At 62.5% G+C, this 24090-nt stretch carries 29 protein-coding genes; 16 read left to right on the top strand and 13 right to left on the bottom strand.

The genetic code is table 11. The annotated features are described in order from the left end of the window. Positions 1 to 42: 42 nt before the first annotated feature. Positions 43 to 636, top strand: coding sequence for a pyridoxamine 5'-phosphate oxidase family protein (locus VKF82_02620; protein HME80949.1), 594 nt, complete (start codon positions 43 to 45; stop codon positions 634 to 636). An 8-nt stretch (positions 637 to 644) separates the two neighbouring features. On the opposite strand, the gene VKF82_02615 is transcribed toward VKF82_02620, so the two are convergent. Genes VKF82_02615 through VKF82_02605 form a run of 3 tightly spaced genes read right to left on the bottom strand, consistent with a single transcriptional unit; the run spans position 645 to position 2506 of the window. Continuing rightward, a complete protein-coding gene (locus VKF82_02615) occupies positions 645 to 1307 on the bottom strand; it encodes a hypothetical protein (protein HME80948.1) in 663 nt (220 codons plus the stop codon). Then, positions 1304 to 1663: a DUF1622 domain-containing protein gene (locus VKF82_02610; protein ID HME80947.1), complete on the bottom strand. Its 360-nt coding sequence runs from the start codon at positions 1661 to 1663 to the stop codon at positions 1304 to 1306. Before VKF82_02610 ends, VKF82_02615 begins: the two co-directional genes overlap by 4 nt. Positions 1664 to 1699: 36 nt before the next feature. Further along, positions 1700 to 2506: a hypothetical protein gene (locus tag VKF82_02605; protein ID HME80946.1), complete on the bottom strand. Its 807-nt coding sequence runs from the start codon at positions 2504 to 2506 to the stop codon at positions 1700 to 1702. A 160-nt stretch (positions 2507 to 2666) separates the two neighbouring features. On the opposite strand from VKF82_02605, the gene VKF82_02600 reads away from it, so the two are divergent. From VKF82_02600 to VKF82_02580, 5 genes are read left to right on the top strand one after another with little or no spacing between them, the layout of a single operon-like run. Next, entirely contained in the window at positions 2667 to 3185 is a 519-nt protein-coding gene (locus VKF82_02600; protein HME80945.1) for an OsmC family protein, read from the top strand. Positions 3186 to 3195: 10 nt separating this feature from the next. After that, on the top strand, positions 3196 to 3468 hold the full coding sequence (locus tag VKF82_02595; protein ID HME80944.1) for a DUF4242 domain-containing protein: 273 nt from the start codon (positions 3196 to 3198) through the stop codon (positions 3466 to 3468). Between the two features lie 6 nt (positions 3469 to 3474). Beyond that, the gene (locus VKF82_02590) at positions 3475 to 5433 is read left to right on the top strand and encodes an adenylate/guanylate cyclase domain-containing protein (GenBank protein ID HME80943.1); all 1959 of its coding nucleotides are present in this window, start codon (positions 3475 to 3477) and stop codon (positions 5431 to 5433) included. A gap of 25 nt (positions 5434 to 5458) precedes the next feature. Then, on the top strand, positions 5459 to 6445 hold the full coding sequence (locus VKF82_02585; protein HME80942.1) for an aldo/keto reductase: 987 nt from the start codon (positions 5459 to 5461) through the stop codon (positions 6443 to 6445). 41 nt (positions 6446 to 6486) lie between these two features. Beyond that, positions 6487 to 6861 (top strand): DUF202 domain-containing protein, encoded by a 375-nt coding sequence (locus VKF82_02580; protein ID HME80941.1) that lies wholly within the window; start codon positions 6487 to 6489, stop codon positions 6859 to 6861. Between the two features lie 22 nt (positions 6862 to 6883). Here VKF82_02580 and VKF82_02575 read toward each other — a convergent pair whose 3' ends face one another. Further along, complete coding sequence (locus tag VKF82_02575) at positions 6884 to 7693, bottom strand: hypothetical protein (protein ID HME80940.1); 810 nt, start codon at positions 7691 to 7693, stop codon at positions 6884 to 6886. A gap of 84 nt (positions 7694 to 7777) precedes the next feature. Here VKF82_02575 and VKF82_02570 point away from each other — a divergent pair, with 84 nt between their 5' ends. From VKF82_02570 to VKF82_02560, 3 genes are all read left to right on the top strand, one after another. Then, positions 7778 to 7987, top strand: a complete 210-nt coding sequence (locus tag VKF82_02570; protein ID HME80939.1) for a hypothetical protein — start codon at positions 7778 to 7780, stop codon at positions 7985 to 7987. Between the two features lie 96 nt (positions 7988 to 8083). Then, positions 8084 to 8464, top strand: a complete 381-nt coding sequence (locus tag VKF82_02565; protein ID HME80938.1) for a phage baseplate assembly protein V — start codon at positions 8084 to 8086, stop codon at positions 8462 to 8464. A 3-nt stretch (positions 8465 to 8467) separates the two neighbouring features. Beyond that, a complete protein-coding gene (locus VKF82_02560) occupies positions 8468 to 9253 on the top strand; it encodes a M23 family metallopeptidase (GenBank protein HME80937.1) in 786 nt (261 codons plus the stop codon). A gap of 2 nt (positions 9254 to 9255) precedes the next feature. Here VKF82_02560 and VKF82_02555 read toward each other — a convergent pair whose 3' ends face one another. Genes VKF82_02555 through VKF82_02545 form a run of 3 tightly spaced genes read right to left on the bottom strand, consistent with a single transcriptional unit; the run spans position 9256 to position 11233 of the window. Further along, positions 9256 to 9630, bottom strand: coding sequence for a DoxX family protein (locus VKF82_02555; GenBank protein HME80936.1), 375 nt, complete (start codon positions 9628 to 9630; stop codon positions 9256 to 9258). A gap of 8 nt (positions 9631 to 9638) precedes the next feature. Continuing rightward, a complete protein-coding gene (locus VKF82_02550; GenBank protein HME80935.1) occupies positions 9639 to 10673 on the bottom strand; it encodes a patatin-like phospholipase family protein in 1035 nt (344 codons plus the stop codon). Positions 10674 to 10699: 26 nt separating this feature from the next. After that, positions 10700 to 11233, bottom strand: coding sequence for a cytochrome c (locus tag VKF82_02545; protein ID HME80934.1), 534 nt, complete (start codon positions 11231 to 11233; stop codon positions 10700 to 10702). A 121-nt stretch (positions 11234 to 11354) separates the two neighbouring features. Here VKF82_02545 and VKF82_02540 point away from each other — a divergent pair, with 121 nt between their 5' ends. After that, on the top strand, positions 11355 to 12035 hold the full coding sequence (locus VKF82_02540; protein HME80933.1) for an isoprenylcysteine carboxylmethyltransferase family protein: 681 nt from the start codon (positions 11355 to 11357) through the stop codon (positions 12033 to 12035). 13 nt (positions 12036 to 12048) lie between these two features. On the opposite strand, the gene VKF82_02535 is transcribed toward VKF82_02540, so the two are convergent. From VKF82_02535 to VKF82_02525, 3 genes are read right to left on the bottom strand one after another with little or no spacing between them, the layout of a single operon-like run. Next, positions 12049 to 12873, bottom strand: a complete 825-nt coding sequence (locus VKF82_02535) for a methyltransferase domain-containing protein (protein HME80932.1) — start codon at positions 12871 to 12873, stop codon at positions 12049 to 12051. Between the two features lie 4 nt (positions 12874 to 12877). Next, positions 12878 to 13516, bottom strand: coding sequence for a dienelactone hydrolase family protein (locus VKF82_02530; protein HME80931.1), 639 nt, complete (start codon positions 13514 to 13516; stop codon positions 12878 to 12880). A gap of 56 nt (positions 13517 to 13572) precedes the next feature. Beyond that, on the bottom strand, positions 13573 to 15195 hold the full coding sequence (locus VKF82_02525) for a hypothetical protein (protein HME80930.1): 1623 nt from the start codon (positions 15193 to 15195) through the stop codon (positions 13573 to 13575). 139 nt (positions 15196 to 15334) lie between these two features. Between VKF82_02525 and VKF82_02520 the strand changes: the two genes are divergently transcribed. Together VKF82_02520 and VKF82_02515 are read left to right on the top strand one after the other, a co-directional pair. After that, positions 15335 to 15943, top strand: a complete 609-nt coding sequence (locus VKF82_02520) for a DUF1345 domain-containing protein (GenBank protein HME80929.1) — start codon at positions 15335 to 15337, stop codon at positions 15941 to 15943. A gap of 28 nt (positions 15944 to 15971) precedes the next feature. Beyond that, on the top strand, positions 15972 to 16910 hold the full coding sequence (locus tag VKF82_02515; protein HME80928.1) for a hypothetical protein: 939 nt from the start codon (positions 15972 to 15974) through the stop codon (positions 16908 to 16910). Between the two features lie 9 nt (positions 16911 to 16919). Here VKF82_02515 and VKF82_02510 read toward each other — a convergent pair whose 3' ends face one another. Together VKF82_02510 and VKF82_02505 are read right to left on the bottom strand one after the other, a co-directional pair. Then, complete coding sequence (locus tag VKF82_02510) at positions 16920 to 17600, bottom strand: hypothetical protein (GenBank protein HME80927.1); 681 nt, start codon at positions 17598 to 17600, stop codon at positions 16920 to 16922. Positions 17601 to 17604: 4 nt separating this feature from the next. Continuing rightward, on the bottom strand, positions 17605 to 18192 hold the full coding sequence (locus VKF82_02505) for an NPCBM/NEW2 domain-containing protein (GenBank protein ID HME80926.1): 588 nt from the start codon (positions 18190 to 18192) through the stop codon (positions 17605 to 17607). 354 nt (positions 18193 to 18546) lie between these two features. Here VKF82_02505 and VKF82_02500 point away from each other — a divergent pair, with 354 nt between their 5' ends. The 3 genes from VKF82_02500 to VKF82_02490 all read left to right on the top strand — a co-directional run bounded on the left by VKF82_02500 (position 18547) and on the right by VKF82_02490 (position 20564). Further along, on the top strand, positions 18547 to 18930 hold the full coding sequence (locus tag VKF82_02500; GenBank protein ID HME80925.1) for a hypothetical protein: 384 nt from the start codon (positions 18547 to 18549) through the stop codon (positions 18928 to 18930). Positions 18931 to 19255: 325 nt separating this feature from the next. Beyond that, a complete protein-coding gene (locus VKF82_02495; protein HME80924.1) occupies positions 19256 to 19669 on the top strand; it encodes a hypothetical protein in 414 nt (137 codons plus the stop codon). A gap of 658 nt (positions 19670 to 20327) precedes the next feature. Next, entirely contained in the window at positions 20328 to 20564 is a 237-nt protein-coding gene (locus tag VKF82_02490) for a DUF1059 domain-containing protein (GenBank protein ID HME80923.1), read from the top strand. 166 nt (positions 20565 to 20730) lie between these two features. Here the strand turns inward: VKF82_02490 and VKF82_02485 are convergent, their stop codons facing one another. Further along, positions 20731 to 21447: a DUF899 domain-containing protein gene (locus VKF82_02485; GenBank protein ID HME80922.1), complete on the bottom strand. Its 717-nt coding sequence runs from the start codon at positions 21445 to 21447 to the stop codon at positions 20731 to 20733. A 256-nt stretch (positions 21448 to 21703) separates the two neighbouring features. Here VKF82_02485 and VKF82_02480 point away from each other — a divergent pair. Beyond that, on the top strand, positions 21704 to 24090 hold a 2387-nt coding region (locus tag VKF82_02480; GenBank protein HME80921.1), incomplete at its 3' end, for an adenylate/guanylate cyclase domain-containing protein.

The following is a 24090-nucleotide window of genomic DNA, read 5'->3' as shown; positions in this document are numbered from 1 at the left end:
TTGGTAAGGTCGCAGGGCCTTCCTGCACGAATCCGCGCACACATGTATCACGACGGCAACCGCTTCTTTCAGGACCGCTTCGACACGCGCAGGCTCGCCGACCGCCTCGAGGAGCGCCTCGTGCTTGACGCGATCGACGAGGAGGACAAGCGCTTCATCGAAGCGCGCGACATGTTCTTTCTCGCGACGGTCGACGATGCGGGGCTGCCGAACTGCTCGTACAAGGGCGGAGATCCCGGCTTCGTGCGCGTCGTCGACGAGCGTACCATCGCATTCCCGAACTACGACGGCAACGGCATGTATCTCTCGATGGGCAACCTGCGCCGCAACCCCAACGTCGGCATGCTGTTCATCGACTGGCAAGAGCCGACACGCCTGCGCCTCAACGGCGAGGCGCGCATCGAGCTCGACGACCCGCTGCTCGCCGCCTATCCGGAAGCGCAGTTCATCGTGCGCGTCGCGGTGCGCGAGCTGTTCCCGAACTGCGGGCGCTACATCCACACCATGAAGCTGGTCGAACGCTCCCGCTTCGTGCCGCACGCCGACACCGCAACACCCATTCCGGATTGGAAGCGGCGCGATTTCGCCAAAGATGTGCTCGCGGCGCACGATCCGGCCAATGCGAAGCAGACGTAGTCGCCCGACTACTTCAGGATATTGATGGCGCGCGCAGCGACGACCACGATCGTCACCAGCGAGATCGAGCTTTGCAGCATCATAAGGATCTTGCCCCGCGGCGTGAGGGGCAGCGTGTCGGTCGGACTGAACGCAGTTGACGTATTGAACGCCAGCGAGAAATAGTCGACGAACGTCGGGGACCAATCAGGCGTTGCGCTCCGGGGATTGGCGACCTGGGTGAATAGATAGTCGCTCTCGCCCCCTTGTCCGTGCTCGCGCGCATCCGGTCCGCCCCGATCTGTCAGCCAGTATACCAGCGCGAACAGAACGACGTTCGCCACCCACGCGGCGACTGACGACGTCAGCAGCGTGATCGGGGCGATGGCGTTCGGTTCGAAAAGCATCGTGTACACGAGTCGCGTCACGGTGATCACGTTTGTGACGATGCCGAAGAGCGCGGCGGCGAGCAGCGCGATCCGCTCGATGCGCAGCCATCGGGATGCATGGCCGGAGAATTCCACGCCGGCCAACGGCACGAGCATGACCGCGCCTAAGGCGTATGGCATCCACCTCGGCATCACGGCCAAACGCGCCGGCAGCAGCGCGAGCAGCACCAACACGAAAATCACGGCGAGCGCGGCTGGCCAGCGCGACTCGAAGCGCGCGGTCATCCCCGGCGAACCGGTCACGATTGAGACGGTGCGGCCGTTATCTGCGGCGTGATATCCTCGGTCTCTTTGCCGAGCGTGAACGTGATGAGGATGCGGATCGCGACGATCGCGGCCAACTGGCCGATCTCGGTCCACGAGGGCGACACGCCCGTGCGCAGGATGTCGCTTGCGATGAGGAAGTCGAGCGCGAGGGAGAGCCATCGGCCGAAGCGCCAGCGGATCGCAGTGATGCCTTGGTGCACCTGGCGGAAGTGGACGAAGGCGACCGCCGAACGGATCAGCGCTTCAATCGTCGCCAGCCCGATGATGACTGTCGCGCACGCATCGGTGAGATTGGCGATGAAAAGCGTCGCCCGTGCGATGGTGTCTTCCACGCCCGCTAGGTTAAGCCAGGGCCTGCGGAAATCTTCCTAACGCGTCCAGACGGCGTCGACGACGTCGTGCGCGATGACGCGATTCCGGCTGTCCGCGAGGTCGTTGTTCGCACCGATCGCCAGTACGTCGCCGCCACCGTCCACCGCGACCGCGAGGCCCGGAGACCAATGCGTGCCGTCAAGCGAATACTGCGGCTCTTCGCTTGAGTCGTGGCCGATGTACGCGATCATGCCGTCGCCCGCGACCAGGCCATGCAGGCAGACGCCGGGCCTGATCGTCTTCGCGCTTGACGAATCGACGATGAACAGCCGGGCCCGCGGCTCGGCCGAATAGACGTGCGCATCCGTGCGATAGTACATCGGGCACGTCTGATCGTCGCCGGCGAGGGCCAGGCGGCTGTCCGATACGAACCCGGCCATCTCGTGCGTGTCGACGCTGATATGGACTCTCGTGTCGCGCAGCGTGGCCGCGGGCTGATCCAACTTGAACACCGCGACCGTGCCGTTGCCGTCGGCCTTCAGGCACGCGACGTAGACGCCATGCGGCGAGATCGCTAACGGTTCGCAGCGTCGTACGCCGGAGAACATGGCCTGTCTCGAGACGTGCACGCTGGGCCGATCTCGCGCGACGAGTTCGCCGGCCAGTGTCGGGCGCTGCACGACAAGACCGTCGTGGCGCACCTCGATATTCAGGCGGCCATCCGGGTGGTCCGAAGGGTGCATGATGTACAGCGTGCCAGCGATGGGCGGGGCGGCGGTGGCGGCCACGGCCGTAGGTCGCACGCCGCAGCCTGTGCATAGCAGGCATGCGAACATGCAGATCGCCCCCAAGGTCATCTTCATGCGTTGCTGCTTTTCTTCTTGGACCGCCGAGGCGTTCCTCGCCCCCGCCCCAGAGTGTGACGATTGCGCACAGCCCGCAGCGCTCCGTGAGGGTGAACTCCGTCCACAAGGTGAAAACCGCGAGCCAGATCCATACCGCAAAACCGAGGACGGAGCATCGATGGACGCAACAACACTGCGCGACATCCAAGGGCCGATCAAGGACAGATATCGCGCGGAGCCGGGGGCGGCCCTCATCAAACTGCGCGCGCAGGGCCGGGTCGACGATCCCGAAGGCCTCAGCTGCTCGGTGGAGACCGGCCGCGCGCTGGTCAAGGCCGGGCTCCATCCGGCGACCGGAGGCGACGGCTCGCTTGCGTGCTCGGGCGACATGCTGCTCCAGGCGCTTGTCGCGTGCGCGGGGGTCACGTTGCGGGCCGTCGCGACGTCGACCGGGATACCGTTGAGCGGCGGCGAGATCGTCGCCGAGGGAGATCTCGACTTTCGCGGCACGCTGGGCGTCGATAGAGATGCGCCCGTCGGCTTCCAGAAGATAGTGATGCGCTTTGCGCTCGAAGGGGATCTGAGCGCGGAACAACTCGCGACCTTGCAGAAGCTCACCGAACGTTACTGCGTCGTGTATCAGACGCTCGCCGGCGGCGTCAAGCCGCAGACCGAATTCAACCGCAGGAAAGGATGAACACAGATCGATGCCACGCTACGTAGTCGAACGAACGTTCAAAGATGGTCTGACCATTCCGACGACCGATGACGGCGCCAAAGCCTGCCGCTCCGTCGTCCAGAACAACGAGGTCGTCGGCGTCACCTGGGTGCACTCGTACGTGTCGAAGGATCACAAGAAGACGTATTGCATCTACGACGGTCCGGACGAGAAGGCCATCAGGCTGGCGGCCGAACGCAACGGCCTGCCTGTCGACTCGATCTCACAAGTCAGCGTCCTCGATCCATATTTCTACCACTAGGAATAGATGAACAGCTCCGGGCCTTTGCCCTCAGGCACGGTCACGTTTGTATTTACCGACGTTGAAGGCAGCAGCCAGCGCTGGGAAACGCATCGCGAGACGATGAAGGCCGCCGTTGCGCATCACGATGCGCTGATGCGTGCGACGATCGAGAAGCATCGGGGCTACGTCTTCAAGACCGTCGGCGACGCGTTCTGCGCCGCCTTTCACACCCCGCTCGACGCAGTGAAAGCCGCACTCGAGGCGCAGCGCGCTCTCGCGGATGCGGACTTCTCGGCCGTTGATGGGCTGCGCGTCCGCATCGGCATCCACACCGGCCACGCCGACGAGCGCGACGGAGACTACTTCGGTCCAATGGTCAATCGCGTCGCGAGACTCATGTCCGTCGGCCACGGCGGGCAGACGCTCGTGTCTGCTGCGACGCGCGAGCTCATCCACCACGACCTTCCGGACACCGCGACGCTGACGAACCTCGGCTCTCACCGCTTCCGGGACCTCACGCACACCGAACAAGTCTGGCAACTGAGCGCCGCCGACCTCTTGAACGAGTTCCCGCCGCTCAAGTCGCTCGATGCGTTGCCGAACAACTTGCCGATCCAGCCGACGAGTTTCCGGGGCCGCGAGCACGACCTCAAAGAGGTCAAGTCCCTGCTCGACAGACACGCGTTGCTGACCCTGTCCGGCGCGGGTGGCGTCGGCAAGACGCGGCTCGCGGTGCAAGCAGGCGCACAGCTCCTCGACCGCTACGCCGACGGGGTGTGGCTTGCAGAGCTCGCGCCCATCAGCGATCCGGCCCTGGTCTCAAGCGTGATCGCCAAAGTGTTGAGCGCGAGCAAGCCGGAGGGGTATGGTGTCGACGGGCCGATTCCGCAATGGCTCAAACGCAAGCAGCTGTTGCTGATCATCGACACGTGCGAGCACCTCTTGGAGGCGGTTGCCGCATTGGCCGATGCGATCTGCCGGTCGTGCCCCGACGTACGTATCTTGGCCACGTCGCGCCAGGCGCTCGGTATCGTCGGCGAGGCGTTATATCGGCTGCCTTCGCTTGCAGTGCCCGAACCGGTCACCCGGCTACGGACCGAAGAAGCGCTGCGATACGGCGCGATCGCGCTGTTCATCGACAGAGCCTCGTTCGCCGACACGCGCTTCGAGCTCACCGACGACAACGCGACTGCCGTCGCCGAGATCTGCCGGCGCCTCGATGGCATTCCGCTCGCCATCGAGCTCGCCGCGGCGCGCGTGAAAGTGCTGAGCGTTCCCAACCTCGCGCAACGCTTGAACGAGCGCTTCCGGGTCCTGACCGGCGGCAGCCGCACAGCCTTGCCTCGTCAAAAGACGCTGAGCGCGCTCATCGACTGGAGCTACGATCTGCTTTCACCGCAAGAGCGGACGCTGTTCGGCCGGCTGGCCACGTTCGCCGGCACTTTCACGCTCGATGCCGCCGCCGCCGTGTGTGCGGGTGACGGCATCGACGACGCGAACATGCTCGATCTAGTGTCGTCGCTGGTGGACAAATCACTCGTGGTCGCGGATACGGGCGGCGATCTGGAGCGCTACCGGCTGCTGGAATCGATGCGCGAATACGGGTTGGAGAAGCAGACGGCGAGCGGCGAGCGCGAGAGCCTTGCGCGCCGCTATGCCGAATTTTTCCTCGGCGTCGCACGAGAGGCCGAGACGAAGCTCGACACGATCCCGTTGAACGAGTGGCTTGCGCACCTCGATCCCGAGCTCGAGAACTTCCGCGCAGTCTTGGAGTGGTCGCTCGATAAGGGTCGCGACGCGGCGCTCGGCGGCGCGCTGGCCGGCGCGCTGGAGATGTTCTGGTGGCACGGCGGACTCGAGGCCGAGGGGCGGCGGTGGATCGGGGCGGCGCTGCGCCAGGTCGGCACCGGGGAGAACCCGGCGGTCGAGGCTCGGTTGCGTCAGGCCATGGCCGTTCTCACCTCTCGGTTCCTTTACTCGTAGGCCCCTTCTTCACGGAGATACGCAGATGAAAGAGCGCACCCTCGGTCTCAACGGCCCCGTCGTGTCGGCGATCGGTCTCGGCTGCATGGGCATGTCGGAGTTCTACGGCCCGACCGACGACGAAGAATCGATCGCGACCATCCATCATGCCATCGAGCTCGGCTGCAGCTTCCTCGACACGGCCGACATGTACGGACCGTTCAAGAACGAGATCCTGGTCGGCAAAGCGATCGCCGGCAAACGCGACAAGGTCTTCCTCGCCACCAAGTTCGGCAACGAACGAGGGGAAGACGGCTCGTTCCTCGGCGTCAACGGTAAGCCCGGCTACGTTCGAAAATCATGCGAGGATTCTCTCAAGCGTCTCAAAGTGGACACGATCGACTTGTACTATCAACATCGCGTCGACAAGACGGTGCCGATCGAAGAGACGGTGGGCGCCATGGCCTCACTGGTGAAGGAGGGCAAGGTCCGCTACTTGGGCCTGAGCGAGGCCGCGCCGGCGACGATGCGCCGCGCGTACAAGACGCACCCGATCACCGCGCTGCAGACCGAGTACTCGCTGTTCGCGCGCGACGTGGAGAGCGAGATACTGCCGGCGTGCCGCGAGCTCGGCATCGGATTCGTCGCCTATAGTCCTCTCGGGCGCGGCCTGCTCACCGGCGCGATCACCGACCCCACCAAGCTCGCCGACGGCGACGGCCGCAAGACCGAGCGCTTCCCGAGGTTCCAAGCCGGCAACTTCAAGCACAATCTCGAGCTTGTCGACGTGCTCAAGAAGATCGCGACGGCGAAGGGCATCACGCCGGCGCAACTCGCACTGGCGTGGCTCTTGCACCAAGGGCAGGACATCGTGCCCATCCCGGGCACGCGGCGTCGCACCCGCCTCGACGAGAACTGCGCCGCGGTCGACGTCGTGCTATCGAAAGAAGATATTGAACGCATCGACGAGGTCGCGCGTCCTGGCGCATTCGCCGGCCAGCGCTATGCGGACATGAGCACTGTCGACGCCTGAGGCCGAAGGTTCGCATTGCGGCGCGCAGAATTGCGCGGGTCATGAGCATAGACCAAAACGCGCACGTGCGCGACTATCTCGCCAACGAGCGCACCTATCTGGCGTTCGTGCGCACGGCGCTGTCGCTGATCTCCCTGGGGATCTCGGTCAACCGCTTCTCGCTCTATCTGATCGAGAAGAATGTGATCTCGATGGCGACCACCACCGGCCACACGTTGCGCAGCGCCGAGCAATTGGGCACCGGCATGGTGCTGATCGGAATATTGGTGCTGATCTGGGGCACGGTTCATTTCGGCCTGACCTATCGCGGCATCGAGCAGCAGAACTATCGCCCCGGCCAGGGACACGTATGGATCCTCAGCGGCATCATATTGATGGCGTCGCTCCTCGGCGCTGCGCTCCTCTTCGTCCGCTGAGCCGATCCTAAGCCCGGGGCCGCTACATCTTCATATTCATCTGCGGGCCGGCTTGCATCAGTTGGATGTGATTGATGATGCCGCGCCAGGCGTCCGTCCCGACGCCGAGGTGGCTGCGAAACGGGTACTGTAGTTCGAACAGCAACACGAGGATCGAGACCACGACGATTGTCACGGCTGCCGTCATCAGCATGTGCGCCCGCGGGTTGGCCAAGCCGAACAGCCAGCAGAAACAGACCACGCAGGTCGCGCCGATCAGCAGCACGAGCCATTCGAACCCTTCGACACCCGAGGTGTTGGACTCAAGCCTCCGAGACCGGTCGTCGTGGACCGCGGCGAGCTGCTGCATGGTCAGCGTCTGCGCGTTGGACTCTCGCGGATTGGCCGGTACGAACGAGCCGGCCGCGCCGATCGCATCCATGAGGATGATGTCGCCGTCTGGTTCGAATTCACCCTTGCGCATCAGCGGCCATTCGCCGTTCACCATCAGGTTCGCGTAGTCGAGCATATCGCGGCGCACGCTGGTGCGCTCCGCCGGCGGGAGGCCCACCGCCGTGTGCCACGCGTCGCCGGCTGCAGACGCCTCGACCGCGACGAGATCGCGCGCATCCGCGAAGTGCTGCCACACGACGACGGTGAGGAAACCGAGCACCACCGCGTAGAGCGTTCCGACGACGGAGATGATGAACCCGCCGACCTCGTTATGCCGGACGAAGCCGCTTCCGCCGAAATGCCGGTGCACGTAGAGCTGTCCGCCGCACGCGAACAGCAGCCCCATGGCGGCCGCGACGAGGAGCAAGATCACCGGGGGAATGCTATAAAGGAAGCTCATGATGTGAACCATTCGTCGGTCAGCGGCATGTTCCGGTTGGACGTCGCGACTCCATCCCAAGACACCCGAAAGGTGGAGAATATCATGACAGCAACTGTACTGGCAATCCTGCTCACGCTCTCAAGCCCCGCCGCGGTTCAGACGCCGCCGACCGACGCCGCTATCCTCCCGGTCAAAGCGGTCACAACGGTCACGACGATCACGACCCGGCCGCAGCCGGGCCTCGACGTGCACATCGCCCCGATCGACATCGCCGGCGACTTCCAGGCCAAGATGCTCGAGCTCAGCGGCTAGACCCCGCTGTAGTAGCGCGTTCTTTGAACGCGCACGGCACTATGTAGTCCCGCGCTCTTGAGCGCGGGACCTTTCTTGCGCCCGACGCCCGCCAAGATGTTGGACGCTGCATGTGAGCGAACGTCACTCATACAAGCGAGTAGGAGGTACATTGGGATGCTACTATCAATCCCGCGCTCCCTTGCGATTGCATTCTCCTCCGCCCTCATGGTGTTCGCCACCCCAGTGCCTCAGGTGCAGATGATGTCCGCTCAACATGTGTGCGGCGTCTACCGCGGTGTCGTCGAAAACGCAAGCGACCCCATGCACAAAGGAAGGGTCCAGTTGCGCGTGCCGCAGGCCAACGTCGACGGACTGTGGGCTTTACCTGGCCAGTCGGGTGCACCGCCGGCGGTCGGAGCGCAGGTGTGGGTGATGTTCGAAGGCGGCAACTCACAGTATCCCGTCTGGTTCGGAGCGCCGCCGCCCGGAGCGTAAAGAATGCCGGACGCAGTCTTCTGGTTGGTGTTGGGATGTCAGTTCATCGCGCTTTGGCTAAGCCGGCCGTACATGACTTTTCGGTTGGTGCCTTGGCTGGTCGGCGGCTCGTTTGGAGTTTCACTCCTGCTATTCTTGTCCCTAACCGTGCTTCAGGCCAACGCGCTACCGGTGCAGATAACAGCGCTCGCCGGCTGTATCGCGCTTGTGGTGATACCCCGGCTCATAACAGTGGCGGCGCGGCGCAGAATGGCCGACGTCGAGAACGTGCTGACGCTGCAACTGCCGTTCACCGGGCGATGGCGCGTAGCGGCTGCCGGTCCGGATCCACTGCTCAATCACCATCTCGTCGCAAGTGATCAGCAGTTCGCGTGTGATTTCGTTTCGCTCGACGGGTCGTTTGGCCGACCGATCCTCGCGCCCGCCGACGGCGCCGTCATCATGACCAGCGACGGGATGCCCGATCGAGCGCCATCGCCGAACGCAGACGATCCAAGCGTCGCGGGCAGGCCGTTCGGCAACTACGTCGTCATCCGCGTCGGCGACGCCTACGTGATCTTGTGCCACCTCAAAGAGGGTTCGATTTCGGTCAGGGCTGGCCAGCAGGTCGGCGCTGGCGAGCAGGTGGCTCAATGCGGCAACAGCGGCCGGTCGACCGGAGCGCACTTGCACATCCACGCTCAGAAGACGCCCGAGCCGGCCCCCTTCAAAGCTCAAGGAGTTCCAATCGCATTCCGCGATGGCGATGCGGTCCGCGTCGTCATCACGGGTGACGTGTTGACCGGTTAGTCCTACCTTCGCACCGGGATGAATGCCCACAATCGTCTCTCGCGCAATAGGATTCCCGCCCACACCAACACGCCCATGATGATCGGGAAAAGCACTTCGAAGAGAGGCGAGCCCGCGCGCAGTTGGATGGCGGTCGCGCCCCCGAGGTAGCCGGTGAGCAGGACCGCGCCCAACACCGCGGTGCGGGGAATCGCATAGATGAGAACGCACGCGATCTCGAGGATTCCGACGCCGGCAGAAAGGTTCATCGGAAAATCGAGCCGCCCCATCGCGTCGACGACCGGCCCCGGCTGCATGATATGCGCCACGGCGTCGAAGAGAAGAAACAACACGGAGAGCACCGTCAAGACTCGCCCCGTCCACACGATCGGCTTCATATCCCCTCCTACCTGACCTTTGGCCGGGCAAGGACCCGCTCGGCGTCGCGTTTGCCTTGCTCGATCGCGGCGTCGATGCGGTCTTGCTTATCGAAGTCGAGCACGGATAACCCAAGCGAAATCTCCGGACTGATCACTTGGATCGCGACGTAGCGCCTGTCCGGCGCGCGCTTGTCCGCAACCGCCTCATTGACCGCCGCCGCAAGCCGCAGATCGCGTTCGATCATCCGCTGCTGCATGATGTCGTGGCTGACCAGCGCGACGTCGGCGATGGACGAGAACTGCCAGTTGGGCGGACGCAGGTCGGGCCGGTCCATGTAGATGATGGTGACGTCGTCAGCGCCGGCGTGGATCGCCTGGCTGATCGGCGCGTTGCCCGTGACGCCGCCATCGACATACTGGCACGCGCCGCACGCCGCGTCCGAGATCGTGACCGGCGGGAGCGCGACAGGGATCGCGGACGACGCCCGGATCGCATCGAGGTAGTTCGACTCCGTCATCGCGTGGCTGAACGGTTCGCGATCCGCGAAGAACTTCGCGTCCTGCGCGGCGCCCGCGCCCACGAAATGATAGAACGCTTCCGGCCGTCCCTCGGTCAGGTTGGTCGCGGCCACCACGAATGTTCGTTTGAGCGACGTGAACGAGGTGTACGAGCCCAGCGCCGCTATGATAGGGTGCCAGTCCAACGCCCCAAGCACGTGCATGAAGGCCGACGGCGGACCGACTCGTGGATAATCCTGAGCCAGCTGCACGAGCGTGGCCGGCCGGCGCGATAAAGGGTCCTCGGAAAACTGCCGCAGATCGGACACGACTTTGACGAGCGCTTCGATCTCAGGCGCTGGGCGTAGCACGTCGAGCGAAGCGATCGATCTCCACGCCTGCTCGAGCTTATCCGCCTCGTCCTGCGCGACCAGCGCGCCGTTCATCGCGCCGATCGACGTGCCGCAGATGATGTCGAACGGCTCGTGCTGGAGCAGCGATAAGGCGGCACCCGTCTCGTATGCGCCGCGGGCGCCTCCGCCGCTGAGAATGAGTGCCCTCATGACGGCCAGCCCCTTCTCGCCTCAGGTCACAAAAGTCTTGCGGCTTGGCTCGGCAGCTTTTTCCACGCCGTCTGCGCTTTAGGCGGCAGCGAGTCCATATGCTTGAGAAACGTCGCAAGCTGCCAGATCTGGGTCTCGGTGAGCGACTTGCCGAAGGCTGGCATGCCGGTGAGGCGGATCCCATGGTCGATCTTCCAATACGTCTCGCCTTCGGGATCGTCTTCGACGCCGTGCTTGCCGAACTGCGGCGCGTGCTGATACAGTCCGGCGGCGATGTTCGAAGCCGCGCCGTCCGAGGCGCCATGGCACACCATGCAGTTATCGGCGTACAACTTCACGCCGGCCTCCAGGTTGGTCTCATCCAAAGGCACCGGATCGGGTTGCTTCGGGGCCTCGCGGGCGACGGTCGCGCGCAGCGACGTGCGCGCAGCCCAGCGCTCGAGCTTGCTGGGTTTGGCGTCCGCGTTGGCGGGCATGAGACCCAAGAGCACGGCTACGTAGGCGGCTGCGAGACCGATGACGAGGACTCCACACGCACCCAGCGCGACATATCGGATCATTGGGCGTCCCTTCCAAGCCATGACGACTGGCCCGGCATCATGGTAACTGATGCGCCTTGGAAAAGAGCGTGTGCCGCGATGAGAGCCAGGTTAGAGCCGCCAAGAAGTGAAGCGATCGCGCATGGATCCGACCCTGTACCTGCGGGCCCTAGGCGGACTGGCGAGCCTGGTCGTCATTCTCGCGGCATCTATTTTTATTCCGGCAGGCACGCTCCATTACCGGCAGGCGTGGGTGTTCTGCGCCGTGTTCTCCTCGTGCGTGCTGGCGATCACCGTCTACCTGATGCGCAAAGACCCCAAGCTCTTGGAGCGGCGCATGAACGCGGGTCCTGCTGCAGAGAAAGAGACGAGGCAGAAGATCATCCAGTTCTTCGCGTCGCTGTCGTTCATCTCGATCTTCGTCGTGTCAGGACTCGACCATCGCTTCGGATGGTCCGCGGTGCCGGTATCGGTGGTCGCGTTAGGTGACATCCTCGTCGCGCTCGGCTTCTACCTGGTGTTCCTCGTGCTGCGCGAGAACACGTTTGCCGCGGGGAACATCCAGGTCGTTCCGGATCAGCAGGTCATCGCGACCGGCCCATATGCGCTGGTGCGCCATCCGATGTACGGCGGCGCACTCGTCATGCTGCTCGGCATCCCCCTGGCGCTCGGATCGTGGTGGGGGTTGCTCACGATCATCCCCATGGTGCTGGTGCTTGTGTTGCGGGTGCTCGATGAAGAAAGGCTCTTGGCAAGCGACTTGCCGGGCTATCCCGAATATCGGAATCGGGTGAAATACCGCCTCGTGCCGTTGATCTGGTGACCGCGACCAAGCGTCAAGAGGCCGAGGGTACCCGAGCGCTCACGACTGGGACCATCCAGACCGCGTAGCCGAGCGGATCCATGATATTGGCGATCATCTGGTTGAAGTACGCCAGCGCCGACTCGCGCGTGAGCGGCGAGTACTCGGCGACAGCGTCGGCGTATCCATCGCGCCATGCTTCAAAGATCGACGCAACCGTGCCGCGCTCCACCCGAACCGTATCGACCACGATGTAATCCACCGTGATGTCCTCGAGCTTCATCGCGGCGAGGATGCCATACGAGTCGCGCCCGATGAACAGATCGGTTCCGGTCGCGGCGCCGAAGCTTCGCGGGACCACGTGCCAAAAATCGCTCGGGTCGAGAGCTCCGCGTTGGAAGTGGAGCATCCCGTAATCCTCGGGAATAAGATGAAGGTAGCCGCCTGGGTGGGTGACCCGTGCGAGTTCGGCGATGACGCGGTCGGGGTGCGGAATCGAGTGCAGCACATGGCGGCACACCGTCAGGTCGAAGCTATGGTCCGGTGCGCGCAGCTCGTACACGCTTTGGTGTTCGAACGACAATCGCGGCGCAAGACGGGCGTAGCGCGTCCGGGCTAGCTCCAGGTGGTGGTCGATGATGTCCACGCCGAGCACCTGCGCTTGGGGGAACAACTCCGCGAGCCGTGAGGAGATCTCACCCGTGCCGCAACCGGCATCGAGGATGTGCGCATTTGGCGGCAGCGCATAGCGCTGGTACAAGACGACTTCCTGAGGCCAGATCGCGCGCGCTTGGGCGTCCAGATTGCGCACCATCGATTCGTCGGCCATCTGCTTGCCCTGCGGGTTGAGGTCGTCCATCGGGTTAATTCGAAAAATACGCCTTGAGCGCTTCCGCCGTTCGCTTCAAGCCATCCTCGTAGTCCTTGGCATTGTAGTTCGCCCCGCCTTTGACGAAGTCGTGATCCGCGTCGGGGTAGATCGTCAGTTCGAATGACTTGCCGGCCGCTTGTGCTGCAGCTTGCAGCGCGCTATCGTAGGCCGCCGTGCAACAACCGTTCTGATAATTGTCTTTTCCCCCGGCGAGCACGACCACGGGCGTTTGCAATCTGCTCGCAAAGCCCGGCACATTGCGGATGAAGGAGTTTGCCGGAAACCACACCACGACGCCGGCCACTTGGTCGCCCCATTGCGTGCCGTAGTACAGCGACTCGCCGCCGCCTAAAGAGAATCCGACCAACGCGACCTTGCCAGGCAGGGCGTGCGGCATCGCCAGCGCTTCCTGGATCGCTGTTCTCACACCGGCGCCGTGCGTGCCCTCTTCGGCGTTACCATCGACCAGCACGACGTCGTATCCAAGCTGCGCGATGTCGCGGGCGACATCCGTGTAGTGCGCGGGGCCGGACATGCCCGAGGACAAGACGACGACGCGTCCCTTGCCCTGTGGCGGAGGAAACTCTTGCTGTGCGAGCGCGGCCGAAGCGCTGGTGGCCAAACAGACCATGCTGGCAATTGCAACGACGCGAGAGGAAACGGTCATGGGTCGACTCCCTTGGGGTTTCATGGAGCGCTCGAGCGCTCGAGCGCGGCGGCGTCGCCGAGATTGCTATTGCCCTCGAGGAACTTGACGCTGCTGAGCTCAGCCGCATGCGGTCCGGCGTAGCGCAGGATGTAGAGCCCATTTCGGACGTCCACGACGTAGATGAGACCATCCTTGATGATCGGATAGCTCCACATGATCGTTTTGGTCGGGCCGCGGCCCAGCGCCGGGTCCTCGGTCGCCACGGTCCTGAGCGCGTCAGGGAAGAAGGCGCCCGCGCGTACTGGGTGGGCAGCATCGCTGATGTCGGTCACCTGCAAGCCGCCCGAATGCCACGCGACGATGGCCAGATCGCGCAAGACGGTCGGATTGTGAGAGGAGTAGCTGGTGAATTGCTCCGTTGCCGCGTCGTCGTACGGACCGCCGCAGAACGACCGTTCGTCTTGCGGGATCTTGAACTCGCCGACGATCTTCGGGTGCGCCTGATCGGAGACGTCGATGAGGCGCTCCCAGCCCCACGGGCAGCCGAATTTGGGATCCGTGAACGTTCCGTACACCTCGTCGGTCGTCAGCACGAGCTGCCGCCCCGGCACCTTCACCGCGGAATGGCCATTCGCGCACGCCTTCTTGCAGTTGTCGGGCACCGCGTGCGGATCGGCCGGCGTTTGTCCCCAGATGGGGCGATTCAAAGGTGATGTGATGAGGTCGTCATTGAGCGAGAGCACCTTGTCCGGCGACGTATCTTTCGCGACAGCCGCCGTGTTCAAGATGAGGAATTGGCCGGCTTCCATCGAGAGAAACGCCCGAGTGCCGTCGACCGAGACGCTCATCGAGTGGACGAAGAGATTGCAATCGTACGGACCGCACGTATCGCGCGATGCCAGAGGATAGTCGGCTTGGTCCGTGCCTGGATAGAGGTTGTTCCAATTCCCTTCGGCGATCTCGACCACGCGCCCGCTCTGACTCGCTTTGCTGATATCCGCGACGATCAAGTTCGGCGAAGACGGATCTTTCGAGATCGTCGGCGTCGAGAGATAGAGCAGCGCCCTGTTCTTGTCGCCGGGGTCGACCCACAAGAACATCTCGTGCGGCTTGACCTGTTTGCCGGCCTGTGACGTCGGTACGTAACGCGAGATGAAACGAGGTTGCTGCGGGTCGGTCAGGTCGAAAAACGCGATGTCGAACGGGAACTGCGCGTCGCTGCCGCTTTGACAGGCATGGATCAGGTGGCTGCAGCGGAAGTCCATGACGAGCAGCAGCTTCTTGCCGGGCCAGACCCGCAGTTCGCGGGTGGTGACTCCGATATTGCCCGCATACGGCTTGCCGATCTCACCGACGACCTTCGGGTGCGCGGGGTCCACGATGTCGACGATGAGGACGCCGGGGTGCGGGTGAGGGCAATTGTCTCCGGACGGTGTGCCGGTGGCGCCGACGCAGATCGACGAGCTGTCCGTACGATTGCCGACGTACACGTAGTGGTCGTAGATGGCCAGCGCGGCGTTCATGCCGCGGTTGAAGAGCGGATCGTGCCCGACGAGCGTGACGTTGGATTCGGATGCCGTCGCGAACACTTCTGGCGCGGCACGATCAGCCATGGCGAGGCACAAGACCAAGGTGAGCACCGTTGCGAAAATGCGCGCCATCGTTGGGCGTTTGCGGAGGTACAGCACCGCCTCCTTCATGAAGCGACCCGACATGCAGCAACAACCGGCCGACGTGGCAGTCTTGGCGAGAACTCCCATACAGCGCGTACTCTGGAGTCTAAGCGACGCGCAGCGGTTGATGATCGCTCTTGTCATCGGACTCCTGATCGCCGCGTTAGTGCTTCGAACGGGATGGGAGTACACATTCCTGTGCGCGTATGTCGCTTTTACGGCATGCTATCTCGGGCTGCTCTTGCCCACGATGCTGAGCGGCGACCCGGCGTTGATCGAGGCGAGGGCGTCGCGCTCGCCTGTGAGCGAAAGGCGGTTGTTCGTCGTCGTGGTGGTGATCGCGTTCGTCAGCAACGCCGTCATCGGCGTGCTGTTGACATCCGTCGGTCACCGCGCCCACGGCGATGCGCAGCGCCTGCTCTGGCTCAGCGTCGCGGCGGTCGGACTATCGTGGACGCTGCTGCTAGCGAGCTTCTCCGTCTACTACGCGCGAGCGTACTTCCAAGGCTCTACCACTGGTGGGAGCCGCGGCGGCTTTCAATTCGTGGGGACGGCCGCGCCGGCTGCCGTCGATTTCTTGTACGTGGCCGCCACGATCGCGCTGTCCTACGCGATGAGCGACGTCACGGCCACGAGCTCCGCCATGAGGCGCATCGTCATGCTGCACAGCTTCGTCTCGTTTCTCTTCTATTCGACTGTGGTCTCCATCGGGCTCAACGCACTTCTGACTTCATAAAGATCGAGCATTGAAGCGAATAGCGCCCTTGGTATATGCGGCACTGGTGCTGCTCTTCGCGGGAACGAGCGCCGCCGCAGATCCGACGCCCGTGCCCTCGCTTGCTGCAAGCCCGGTGCCCAAAGACTTTGATCCATGCGGCGGTCCGCTCGAACTCCTGAATAAGATCGGCAGCGGAACCGCGTGCGTCTTCGTCCGGGGCGAAGCTGCGGTCACCGCTCAATATGGAAGCGCGAACATGCCCGCCACCACGCAGCTCAACTTCATGGCCAACACGCTCGATCTCTCAGAGTATGCGCACGGCTTCGCCTACCCAGCCTCGGTGATGTACGTCGGCATCACTCCCAGGGCGCAGATAGCGATCACTCTGCCATCGTTTGTCCAGATCAATTCCGGAAATCTAGGAACGCTCGCCGCCGGCGCAACCGATATGCAATTCGATTACAAGCAGATCGTCTATGTCAAGGTTCCTGAGCTCGACGTGGTCGCGGTTGATCTCGCGTACAAGGCGCCGACCGGATCGCCGGTGCTGCGGGGACCGGGGCCGGAATACACCATCGACCCTCTGGTCAACGTGACGCTGCCGCACAATTTTGGTCTTACGATCGCGGTACCAGTGAACAATGTCACTGTGAGTTGTTCAACATGCTCGAGCGCTTCGCGCGGTTGGAGTTTGTCGCCGCAGCTGACGCCGAGCTGGGAGTCGCCCGGTGGGACCCTGCTCTCGGTGTCTGTCCAGCATGACTTCAACCCGAGCACGACACCGGTCTCGTTCAGCGCCGGGCAGCTGATCGGGAGGCACTTCGAGTTTGCCGTGACCTATGGCGGCTTTCAGCGCACGTCGTCGCAAGCAGGGCCGTTCTTAGGCCTCGTGAGTGCGGCCAACATGGCATACCCGAGATTGCTCTCGCTAAGCGCGAACTATCTATTCGGCCGCAGTAGTCTGCCGGCTGCGCTCCAACAATGATGCGTAGGCCTATATCTCGCTTTCGCCCGTGTTCTTCGGCAGCGGCACGGTCACGCAGCGCACGTTGATCGTCTCGCGATCATTCGTCGTCGGTACGAGCCTCCAGCTCCAAGTGTAGTTCTCTGGGACGGTTAGTGTGCCGCAGATGCCTTGGGCTGGAGCTGGGAGTTTGGTGGTCAAAGCAAAAGAGCTGGTGCCGACGGGGGATTTGCAAGCATTCGTCGGCGTGGTATGAGCGCCGTGTAGCGTTACAAAACCGACGCTGCCCGTCGACAGATAATATGTGCGTTTCTGGATGTTGACGACGAGCCGAACCGCGGTGTCTGCGGAACCCGTTCCGGTTCCGCAACTCCCATCGTTCACGTTATCGGTGGTGTGGGCGTGTCCCTGATATTCCACGTCCCAAGGCTCGTTCACGACGGATGGTGTGTAGCCCGTGATCGTCAAACCAGTTGCGCGCACACGTTCTTGCACTATCCCACCCGGTCCGTAGACGGTGCCCGAATAGGTACCGTGATATGACAACACGTGGCCCCAGGCTCGCTGGACCGGGTCTATCAACGGCGCGAGCCTCGGCGTGGCTAACGGCACGACTGCCGGCGTCGGCGCCGGGCGGGCGAGAGATGTTCCGAAGACGACAACGAGCGCGCACGCGAAGCCGCAGAACATCGTCCAGTTTCTCTTGCTCATGGGGTTATTGACCGCTGACTGGTTGCAATTCCGGATTGACGATGTCGAGATTGGTGCCGCCACCGGTGCCTTTGAAGGTGATCGCAATCGTTAGTGAATTGACACCTGTTAGGTCGATATCGACGCTCGGGGTCGGATTCGGTTTCCCAAACACCGATTGGATCGAAGCGCTGCCCAGTGCCTTGCCGTCACCGGTGAAATCGACCGTGATAAGCGGGTAGATACCCGGTATGTCTTGCGTGTCGTCCAGGCCGATCATCGCAGTCAACTTTGTGAACTTGTGATTGAGCGCCCACGTCGCGGTAATGGTTTCATCCTTGACCGCGTGAAAGAGCAGGCTCTTGTCATATTCTTGCCCATTGACCTGGGTGGGCCGATCCCACTGGTTGGCTTGGGTACCTGTGTTTGTGATAATCGTCTCGTGGCTGTTCACGCGGATCCCGTCGTAATAACCGCCCTTGGGATTGCCCTTCAATCCGGACGGCTTGAAAGGTAGGTCGGAAAGATAGACGACATCTGCGGCTTGCGCGATTGCCGTTATCGAGATTGCCACGAATGCGAACACCGCGAGTACCGAAAGTATGGTTCTCATGCCATTCTCCCCTTGATGCAGACGGCGTTCGGTCTTCGATCGTGACGGTCCCGCGGGGACTTGCGGCTCGTGCGGGTTCTTGAAGCGCCTTATTTTTCAAGCGCTCGCAGGGTCGCGAAGATCTGCTCTAGTTGTGGAGGGTCGAACTAATGTTCCAGTCTTGAAAACGCGACGCGTGGCCAATTCGCTTCGAACGTCGGCCACTCGAGCGTAAATGGCGAATTCCTTCACCGTGGCTTCACACGGAGCGTATAGCGTGAGTATCGCAGGTTAGGCGGGTTGCGCGATATTGGCAGGCGTTTTGGAGCCGAGTCGGCAACCGCCGATGACGAATGAAACAAAGGAGTCAAGTCGATGAGTGAAGGCAGCGCCAAGGAAGCGCTCGATCAGGCACGCGAGCACGCTCAGGCTTTCAACAAGAAACTGCAAAGCTTCGCGGCTGAGGATCTCGAGCAGACCCGTGTCGATATGGCAAACGCGCAAGCGGAGGCACAAAAGATCGCCAACAACATCAAGACGTTGGCAGAGCATCAGCATGCTGAGACGAAAATCCACCTGAAAGAAGCGCAGACCGCGTTTGAAGAGACGGCAAAACGCGCGAAAGATTCTGCCGACGCCCGCGGGGCCGATCTGAAGGCAAAGGTTCGCGAGGCGCAAGATCGAGCCAAAGCGGGTGTTGAACACCTGACCGCGGCGGTTCGCGCGCAGGGCGCGGCCCACGCGAACCCTCCAAAATGATCGCCGTGTGCACGCGGTAAGAAGCGCCCTAATCGTCTTTCTCGCCCTGGGAATGGCCGTCGTCGCGGTGACCGGATCAACAGGCGCCGCGACGACAAGCCCGGCTTCTCCTGGCTTGCCGCTTGCCCAACCGTCCGGGAATCTGACCGCGCCCGACGTCGTCGCCCGCGTAGTCGCTACACGGCAGGGCCTTAACTCCTTTTCAGTCCCGATTCATTTCAATCTTGTCGTACACAAAGGGGTCAGCGTCTCCGCGCAACTCGACGCAGTCCGCTACTTCCAAAGCCCGGACAAAGACATGCTGGTCATGCAGTCGATGCCTCCAATGGCTAGGAAGTTTCGTAACATCTACACCGGTGTCGGGACGCCTGAGACATGGCTCGCACAGTACGATGTCACATTCGCCGAAGATCAGGTCTCGAATTCGCAAAGCTACAAGCTAAAGGGCGTGCCGAAAGGCACGAGCAGCGTCGGCATCTCGTACGTGCTCTTGGATGTAGCCAGCGACACGTTCGCCCCGACTTCAGCGCACGTGTTCTACAGCAACGGAGGCACGGTCGCGCTGCAATTCGAGAACGAAGCGGTGAACGGAATCTACCGGCTGCCCGCGCTTGAGACCATCGACATCGCATTTCCCGACTACAAAGTACACGCGGTTGCGCACTACGGCGCATACGAGATCAATGCGCCCATACCAGAATCGATCTGGCAATCAAGTCCTCAGCCGCTGCCGACGTGATGGGCTGGCTGCTCAGGCCCTAAGGGCGCGGGATAGTCTGCAGCATGAGCAGAGTGGCCGACTGCTGGGACATCTGAGCTTCGGAACATCCTAGCAAGCGCACTGCCTCGGCGCTTCGGCGCCGGCGGCGTCATCGCGACCATCGGCGGTAGGTTCGGCGGCTGGCCTTCTTTGTGCTCAATGGAAAGCCAGAGTTCGCCTACGCGATTTCGAATCAGCTGAAGCATAAATATCGAATCGCCGCTCCTCAAGCGCTGACGCCCGATAAGCATTCCGTGCGCGTTGACTCCGTGTATGACGGTGGCGGAATCGGTGAGGGCGCGACCGTGCGGACGAGACCTTCGATGTCGGCGAGGACACGGGGACGCCCGTCTTGGAGGATTATCTCGACAAGATGCCTTTCTCGTACAGAGGAACCTTGCACAAGCTTCTCGTCGTGCTCCAACCAGACAAGCTCAGCGAAGAGGACAAGCAGCGGCTCCTTGCCGAGCTGGCGCGAGCGTCCATGGTAGTTCACTAGCGGTAACGGGCTGAAAACGAATGGACCGTCACGCTTTGGGAGGATTCATGCGGAGGGATGGGGGGAAGAAGGTTAGCACACGACCGTTGACGGGTACACTTGGTCAGGAGCTGTTCTTGTGTCGAGGAGGTGCCGGAAATGAAGACGATGACATGTAGAGAACTCGGCGGAGCGTGTGATCAAGAGCTGTCAGCCAACTCATGGGACGAAATGGTCCAGACCATGACGAAGCACGTGATAGCGAAGCACCCTGACGTGGCCAAACAAATGGAAAAGATGCACAACGAGGACCCTAGCAAATGGGGCAAGGAGATGAAGCCGAAGTGGGACGCGGCTCCCGAAGTTCGATCTAGCGCCGCCAATTCCACCCGCTAGACCGGGGAACGAAACAAGAAAACGCGCAGCCCCTTTGACTAAGAGGCTATGCGTTTTTCCTGTGGCCCGAAAACTTGCGGGGGATGGATTCGCGCACCTCGCAGCCAGCGGGAGCCAACAATCCCCGCATGCTTCACTTTCCGCAAAGCACTCGGCGGCGCAATTGTTACGATTGCGCTGCTGTTAACACCTCGACCCACTTCGGGTCAGGCGGGGCTGCGGCGTCGTAGTTGTCGTGCCAGTTCCACCACTTGTAGGGCGGGGTCTGGGGGTAGCCCTCTGGCGAGTCCTCCCAAGTCTCCTGACGGCCGAACGGCGTGATGTCGAGGTAGCTCCAGGTGGTCCCCATCGCCTCGTCGCCGCGGGCGTTGATGAAGTAAGTGCGGAATGCCCGCTCGCCGTCGCGGAAGAACACGTTGTGGCCGTGCCATTCATCGACGCCGAAGTCCGTGTCGAAGCTGTCGGTCATAGTATACCAGGGCATCTCCCAGCCCATCCGCGCCTTTACGCGCGCGATGTCCGCCTGTGGCGCGCGTGAGGCGTAGGCGAGGGTGGTGTCGCGGGCATTCAGATGGGCCAGCTGGGCGACCTGGTCCGCGCCCAGGGAGCAGCCGCGGCAAGCGTGCTCGGGCCACCCGAACACCCCAGGTTCGAAGAAGGCGCGATAGACGATCAACTGGCGGCGGCCCTCGAACAGATCGAGCAGGCTTACCTTGCCCTTGGGTCCGTCGAATTCGTACTTCTTCTCGATGGCAACCCACGGCATCCGCCGACGCTGGGCGGCCAACGCGTCACGGGCGCGGGTCAATTCCTTCTCTTTCACGAGCAGTTGCTGGCGCGCAGCCTCCCACTCCTGTGGTGACACTACTGGGGGTGTCTTCATTGCGAGATCTCCATCTTCCGATTCAGGTCCAAACTCATGCGTTAGGGGTGCGAGCGCCGTGCGACCTTCGCGTGGGCCGCATCCGCGACCTCGGTCCAAATGTGGTCGCGGATCGATATCGGCCAGTAGCGCGAGAATAAGGCCCTCCCTCATGGTGGAGAGAGCGAGCTACCAGTGCATTTGCGGAGAGTTTAAGAGGCTGATAGCGGATATGACAGACTAGGTTCCCGCGAGTAGCCAGCCGAAGTAGACCTCGATGCAACCCGAGCGTGGAGCTGAGGCCAAAGCTGAGGGTCCCGTTACTTTGCCTACGGGTACGGTCACGTTCTTATTCTCCGACGTAGAAGGTTCCACGCAGCGTTGGGAAGCGCACCGCGAGGCTATGAAGGCTGCTGTTGCGCGTCATGAGCAGCTCATGCGGGCCGCAATCGAGCAACATGGCGGCTACATCTTCAAGAGCATGGGCGATGCATTCTGCGTCGCCTTTCCCACCCCACCGCAAGCCCTTCGGGCCGCGGTCGACGCTCAGCGCGCCGTCGCCAGAGAAGACTTTTCAAGCGTTGACGGCCTGCGCATACGCATGGGCCTCCACACAGGCTATGCGGAGGAGCGCAACGCCGACTACTTCGGTCCGGCCGTCAACCGCGCGGCGAGGCTCATGTCTATCGGCCACGGCGGCCAGGTGCTCCTATCAAGTTCCACTCGTGGACTGGCCCATAGCGATCTTCCCGAAGGCGTGTCGCTCGTCGATCTCGGCTCGCACCGGCTCAAGGATCTTACCGAAGCAGAACAAGTGTGGCAGCTGACGATTGAAGGTCTGTCCGCAAGCTTTGCGCCGCTTAAGTCACTCGATACGATTCCGAACAATCTCCCCATTCAACCGACAAGTTTTCGCGGCCGCGAGCACGATCTCGAGAAAGTGAAGGGCCTGCTAGGTCAGCACAAGTTGTTGACGTTGTTCGGCTCAGGCGGTGTCGGCAAGACGCGGCTGGCGTTGCAGGTCGGAGCAGAGGTGCTCGACCAGTATCCGGATGGGGTCTGGTTGGCGGACTTTGCCCCCATCACAGACCCGGAGCTTGTCTCGAGCATCATCGCAAAAGAATTGGGCATGACCCAGGTGGAGGGCCGCCGAGTTGACGAGTCCATTGTGCAATGGCTCAAACGCAAGAAAATGCTGCTCGTGCTCGATAACTGTGAACACGTCTTGGAGACTGTCGCGGCTATCGCCAACTCGATCCTGCGTGCTTGCCCCGATGTGCGGATGCTCGCCACCTCGCGTCAGGCGCTTGGCGTCAGCGGTGAGCAGGTTCTGCGGCTTCCCTCGCTGGACGTGCCGCACAAGATCGTCGACCTCACGCCCGAAGCGGTGATAGAATTTGGGGCCGTAGCCCTGTTCGTCGATCGCGCTCGGTCGGTAGACGCCTCCTTTACGCTCACGAGTGACACAGCGCCCATCGTCGCCGACATATGCCGGCGCCTCGATGGTATTCCGCTGGCCATCGAGCTTGCTGCCGCGCGCGTGAAAGTGCTCAGCATTCCGAACCTCGCGCAACGGCTCAACGAACGGTTCAAAATCCTCACAAGTGGGAGCCGTAGTGCGCTGCCGCGCCAGAAGACTTTGAGCGCACTTATCGACTGGAGCTACGACCTGCTTAGTCCGCCGGAGCAGATGCTGTTCACGAGGGCGGCGATCTTTGCCGGTGGCTTCAGCCTTGATGCGGCGACGGCGGTGTGCGGCGGTGAAGGCCTCGATGAGATCGAGGTTTTGGATGTGCTCTCATCGCTGACCGACAAGTCGTTGGTCGTGGCCGACACCTCAGGAGAGCAAGAACGCTACCACTTGCTTGAATCTACTCGCGCCTACGCCCTTGACAAGCTTATCGCCGCAGGGGAGCGCGACCGGCTGGCGCGCGCGCACTGCGAGTACTTTCGCGATAAGGCGGAGGAAGCCGACAAACGCTTGGGAGTAGGCTCGACTGCGGCATGGTTTGCGGATGTGCAACTGGAGCTGGACAACTATCGTGCTGCGCTTGAGTGGGCGCTTTCTCAGGGAAATGATGGGGTGGTGGGCGCTGCCATCGCCGGTGCTCTTCAGTACTTCTGGCGGCGAGGGGGCCTTGCCGTCGAGGGCCGCTACTGGGTTGAATCTGCGCTCAAGCGCCTGAACGCCTCTGAAAACCCGAAGGTTTCAGCGAGGTTGTGGCTCGCGCTCGCGGGGCTTCACTCGGCCCGGCGTACCTGCGAAGCCGCTGAGCAAGCGGTTACTCTTTACGAATCTGTCGGCGACGGTCACGGCGCGGCCCGCGCGCTTAGCAGCCTTGCCTATGGCCTTTCCCAGATGGGCCGCATTGACGAGTCGGACGAGACCAGCAAACGAGCAATCGCGGCACTGCGCGAGTACGGGGATAAGCAAGGTGTGGCGGGTTGCCTAAGGCAGCAAGCGAGTAACACGGCATATCGAGGTGCAATCGCCGAAGCGCGCGATTTGTATGCGCAGGCGCTGGCGCTCTATAAGGCGCTTGGGAACGAAAGCGGAGCTGCGGTCGTCCTTGCAAATCTCGCGGAACTTGAGTTTAAGAACGGGCACCCGGAAGAGGCCCTGCGCGCGGTGAGCGAATCGCTTGAGATGGATCCGCGTCGCGG

Source organism: Candidatus Eremiobacteraceae bacterium, from assembly GCA_035314825.1.
Lineage (GTDB): Bacteria > Vulcanimicrobiota > Vulcanimicrobiia > Eremiobacterales > Eremiobacteraceae > JAFAHD01.
This window is presented reverse-complemented; position numbering and strand designations above follow the sequence as displayed.

Bases quoted from the DNA above. Each gene is read 5' to 3' on its own strand.
- VKF82_02535 (HME80932.1), bottom strand. From the start codon at position 12,873: ATGGACGACCTCAACCCGCAGGGCAAGCAGATGGCCGACGAATCGATG.
- VKF82_02500 (HME80925.1), top strand. From the start codon at position 18,547: ATGAGTGAAGGCAGCGCCAAGGAAGCGCTCGATCAGGCACGCGAGCAC.
- VKF82_02485 (HME80922.1), bottom strand. From the start codon at position 21,447: ATGAAGACACCCCCAGTAGTGTCACCACAGGAGTGGGAGGCTGCGCGC.
- VKF82_02620 (HME80949.1), top strand. From the start codon at position 43: ATGTATCACGACGGCAACCGCTTCTTTCAGGACCGCTTCGACACGCGC.
- VKF82_02595 (HME80944.1), top strand. From the start codon at position 3,196: ATGCCACGCTACGTAGTCGAACGAACGTTCAAAGATGGTCTGACCATT.
- VKF82_02540 (HME80933.1), top strand. From the start codon at position 11,355: ATGGATCCGACCCTGTACCTGCGGGCCCTAGGCGGACTGGCGAGCCTG.
- VKF82_02490 (HME80923.1), top strand. From the start codon at position 20,328: ATGAAGACGATGACATGTAGAGAACTCGGCGGAGCGTGTGATCAAGAG.
- VKF82_02550 (HME80935.1), bottom strand. From the start codon at position 10,673: ATGAGGGCACTCATTCTCAGCGGCGGAGGCGCCCGCGGCGCATACGAG.
- VKF82_02520 (HME80929.1), top strand. From the start codon at position 15,335: ATGATCGCTCTTGTCATCGGACTCCTGATCGCCGCGTTAGTGCTTCGA.
- VKF82_02585 (HME80942.1), top strand. From the start codon at position 5,459: ATGAAAGAGCGCACCCTCGGTCTCAACGGCCCCGTCGTGTCGGCGATC.
- VKF82_02565 (HME80938.1), top strand. From the start codon at position 8,084: ATGTTGGACGCTGCATGTGAGCGAACGTCACTCATACAAGCGAGTAGG.
- VKF82_02555 (HME80936.1), bottom strand. From the start codon at position 9,630: ATGAAGCCGATCGTGTGGACGGGGCGAGTCTTGACGGTGCTCTCCGTG.
- VKF82_02495 (HME80924.1), top strand. From the start codon at position 19,256: ATGGCTAGGAAGTTTCGTAACATCTACACCGGTGTCGGGACGCCTGAG.
- VKF82_02605 (HME80946.1), bottom strand. From the start codon at position 2,506: ATGAAGATGACCTTGGGGGCGATCTGCATGTTCGCATGCCTGCTATGC.
- VKF82_02600 (HME80945.1), top strand. From the start codon at position 2,667: ATGGACGCAACAACACTGCGCGACATCCAAGGGCCGATCAAGGACAGA.
- VKF82_02530 (HME80931.1), bottom strand. From the start codon at position 13,516: ATGGTCTGTTTGGCCACCAGCGCTTCGGCCGCGCTCGCACAGCAAGAG.
- VKF82_02570 (HME80939.1), top strand. From the start codon at position 7,778: ATGACAGCAACTGTACTGGCAATCCTGCTCACGCTCTCAAGCCCCGCC.
- VKF82_02575 (HME80940.1), bottom strand. From the start codon at position 7,693: ATGAGCTTCCTTTATAGCATTCCCCCGGTGATCTTGCTCCTCGTCGCG.
- VKF82_02545 (HME80934.1), bottom strand. From the start codon at position 11,233: ATGATCCGATATGTCGCGCTGGGTGCGTGTGGAGTCCTCGTCATCGGT.
- VKF82_02590 (HME80943.1), top strand. From the start codon at position 3,475: ATGAACAGCTCCGGGCCTTTGCCCTCAGGCACGGTCACGTTTGTATTT.
- VKF82_02560 (HME80937.1), top strand. From the start codon at position 8,468: ATGCCGGACGCAGTCTTCTGGTTGGTGTTGGGATGTCAGTTCATCGCG.
- VKF82_02510 (HME80927.1), bottom strand. From the start codon at position 17,600: ATGAGCAAGAGAAACTGGACGATGTTCTGCGGCTTCGCGTGCGCGCTC.
- VKF82_02580 (HME80941.1), top strand. From the start codon at position 6,487: ATGAGCATAGACCAAAACGCGCACGTGCGCGACTATCTCGCCAACGAG.
- VKF82_02505 (HME80926.1), bottom strand. From the start codon at position 18,192: ATGAGAACCATACTTTCGGTACTCGCGGTGTTCGCATTCGTGGCAATC.
- VKF82_02525 (HME80930.1), bottom strand. From the start codon at position 15,195: ATGGCGCGCATTTTCGCAACGGTGCTCACCTTGGTCTTGTGCCTCGCC.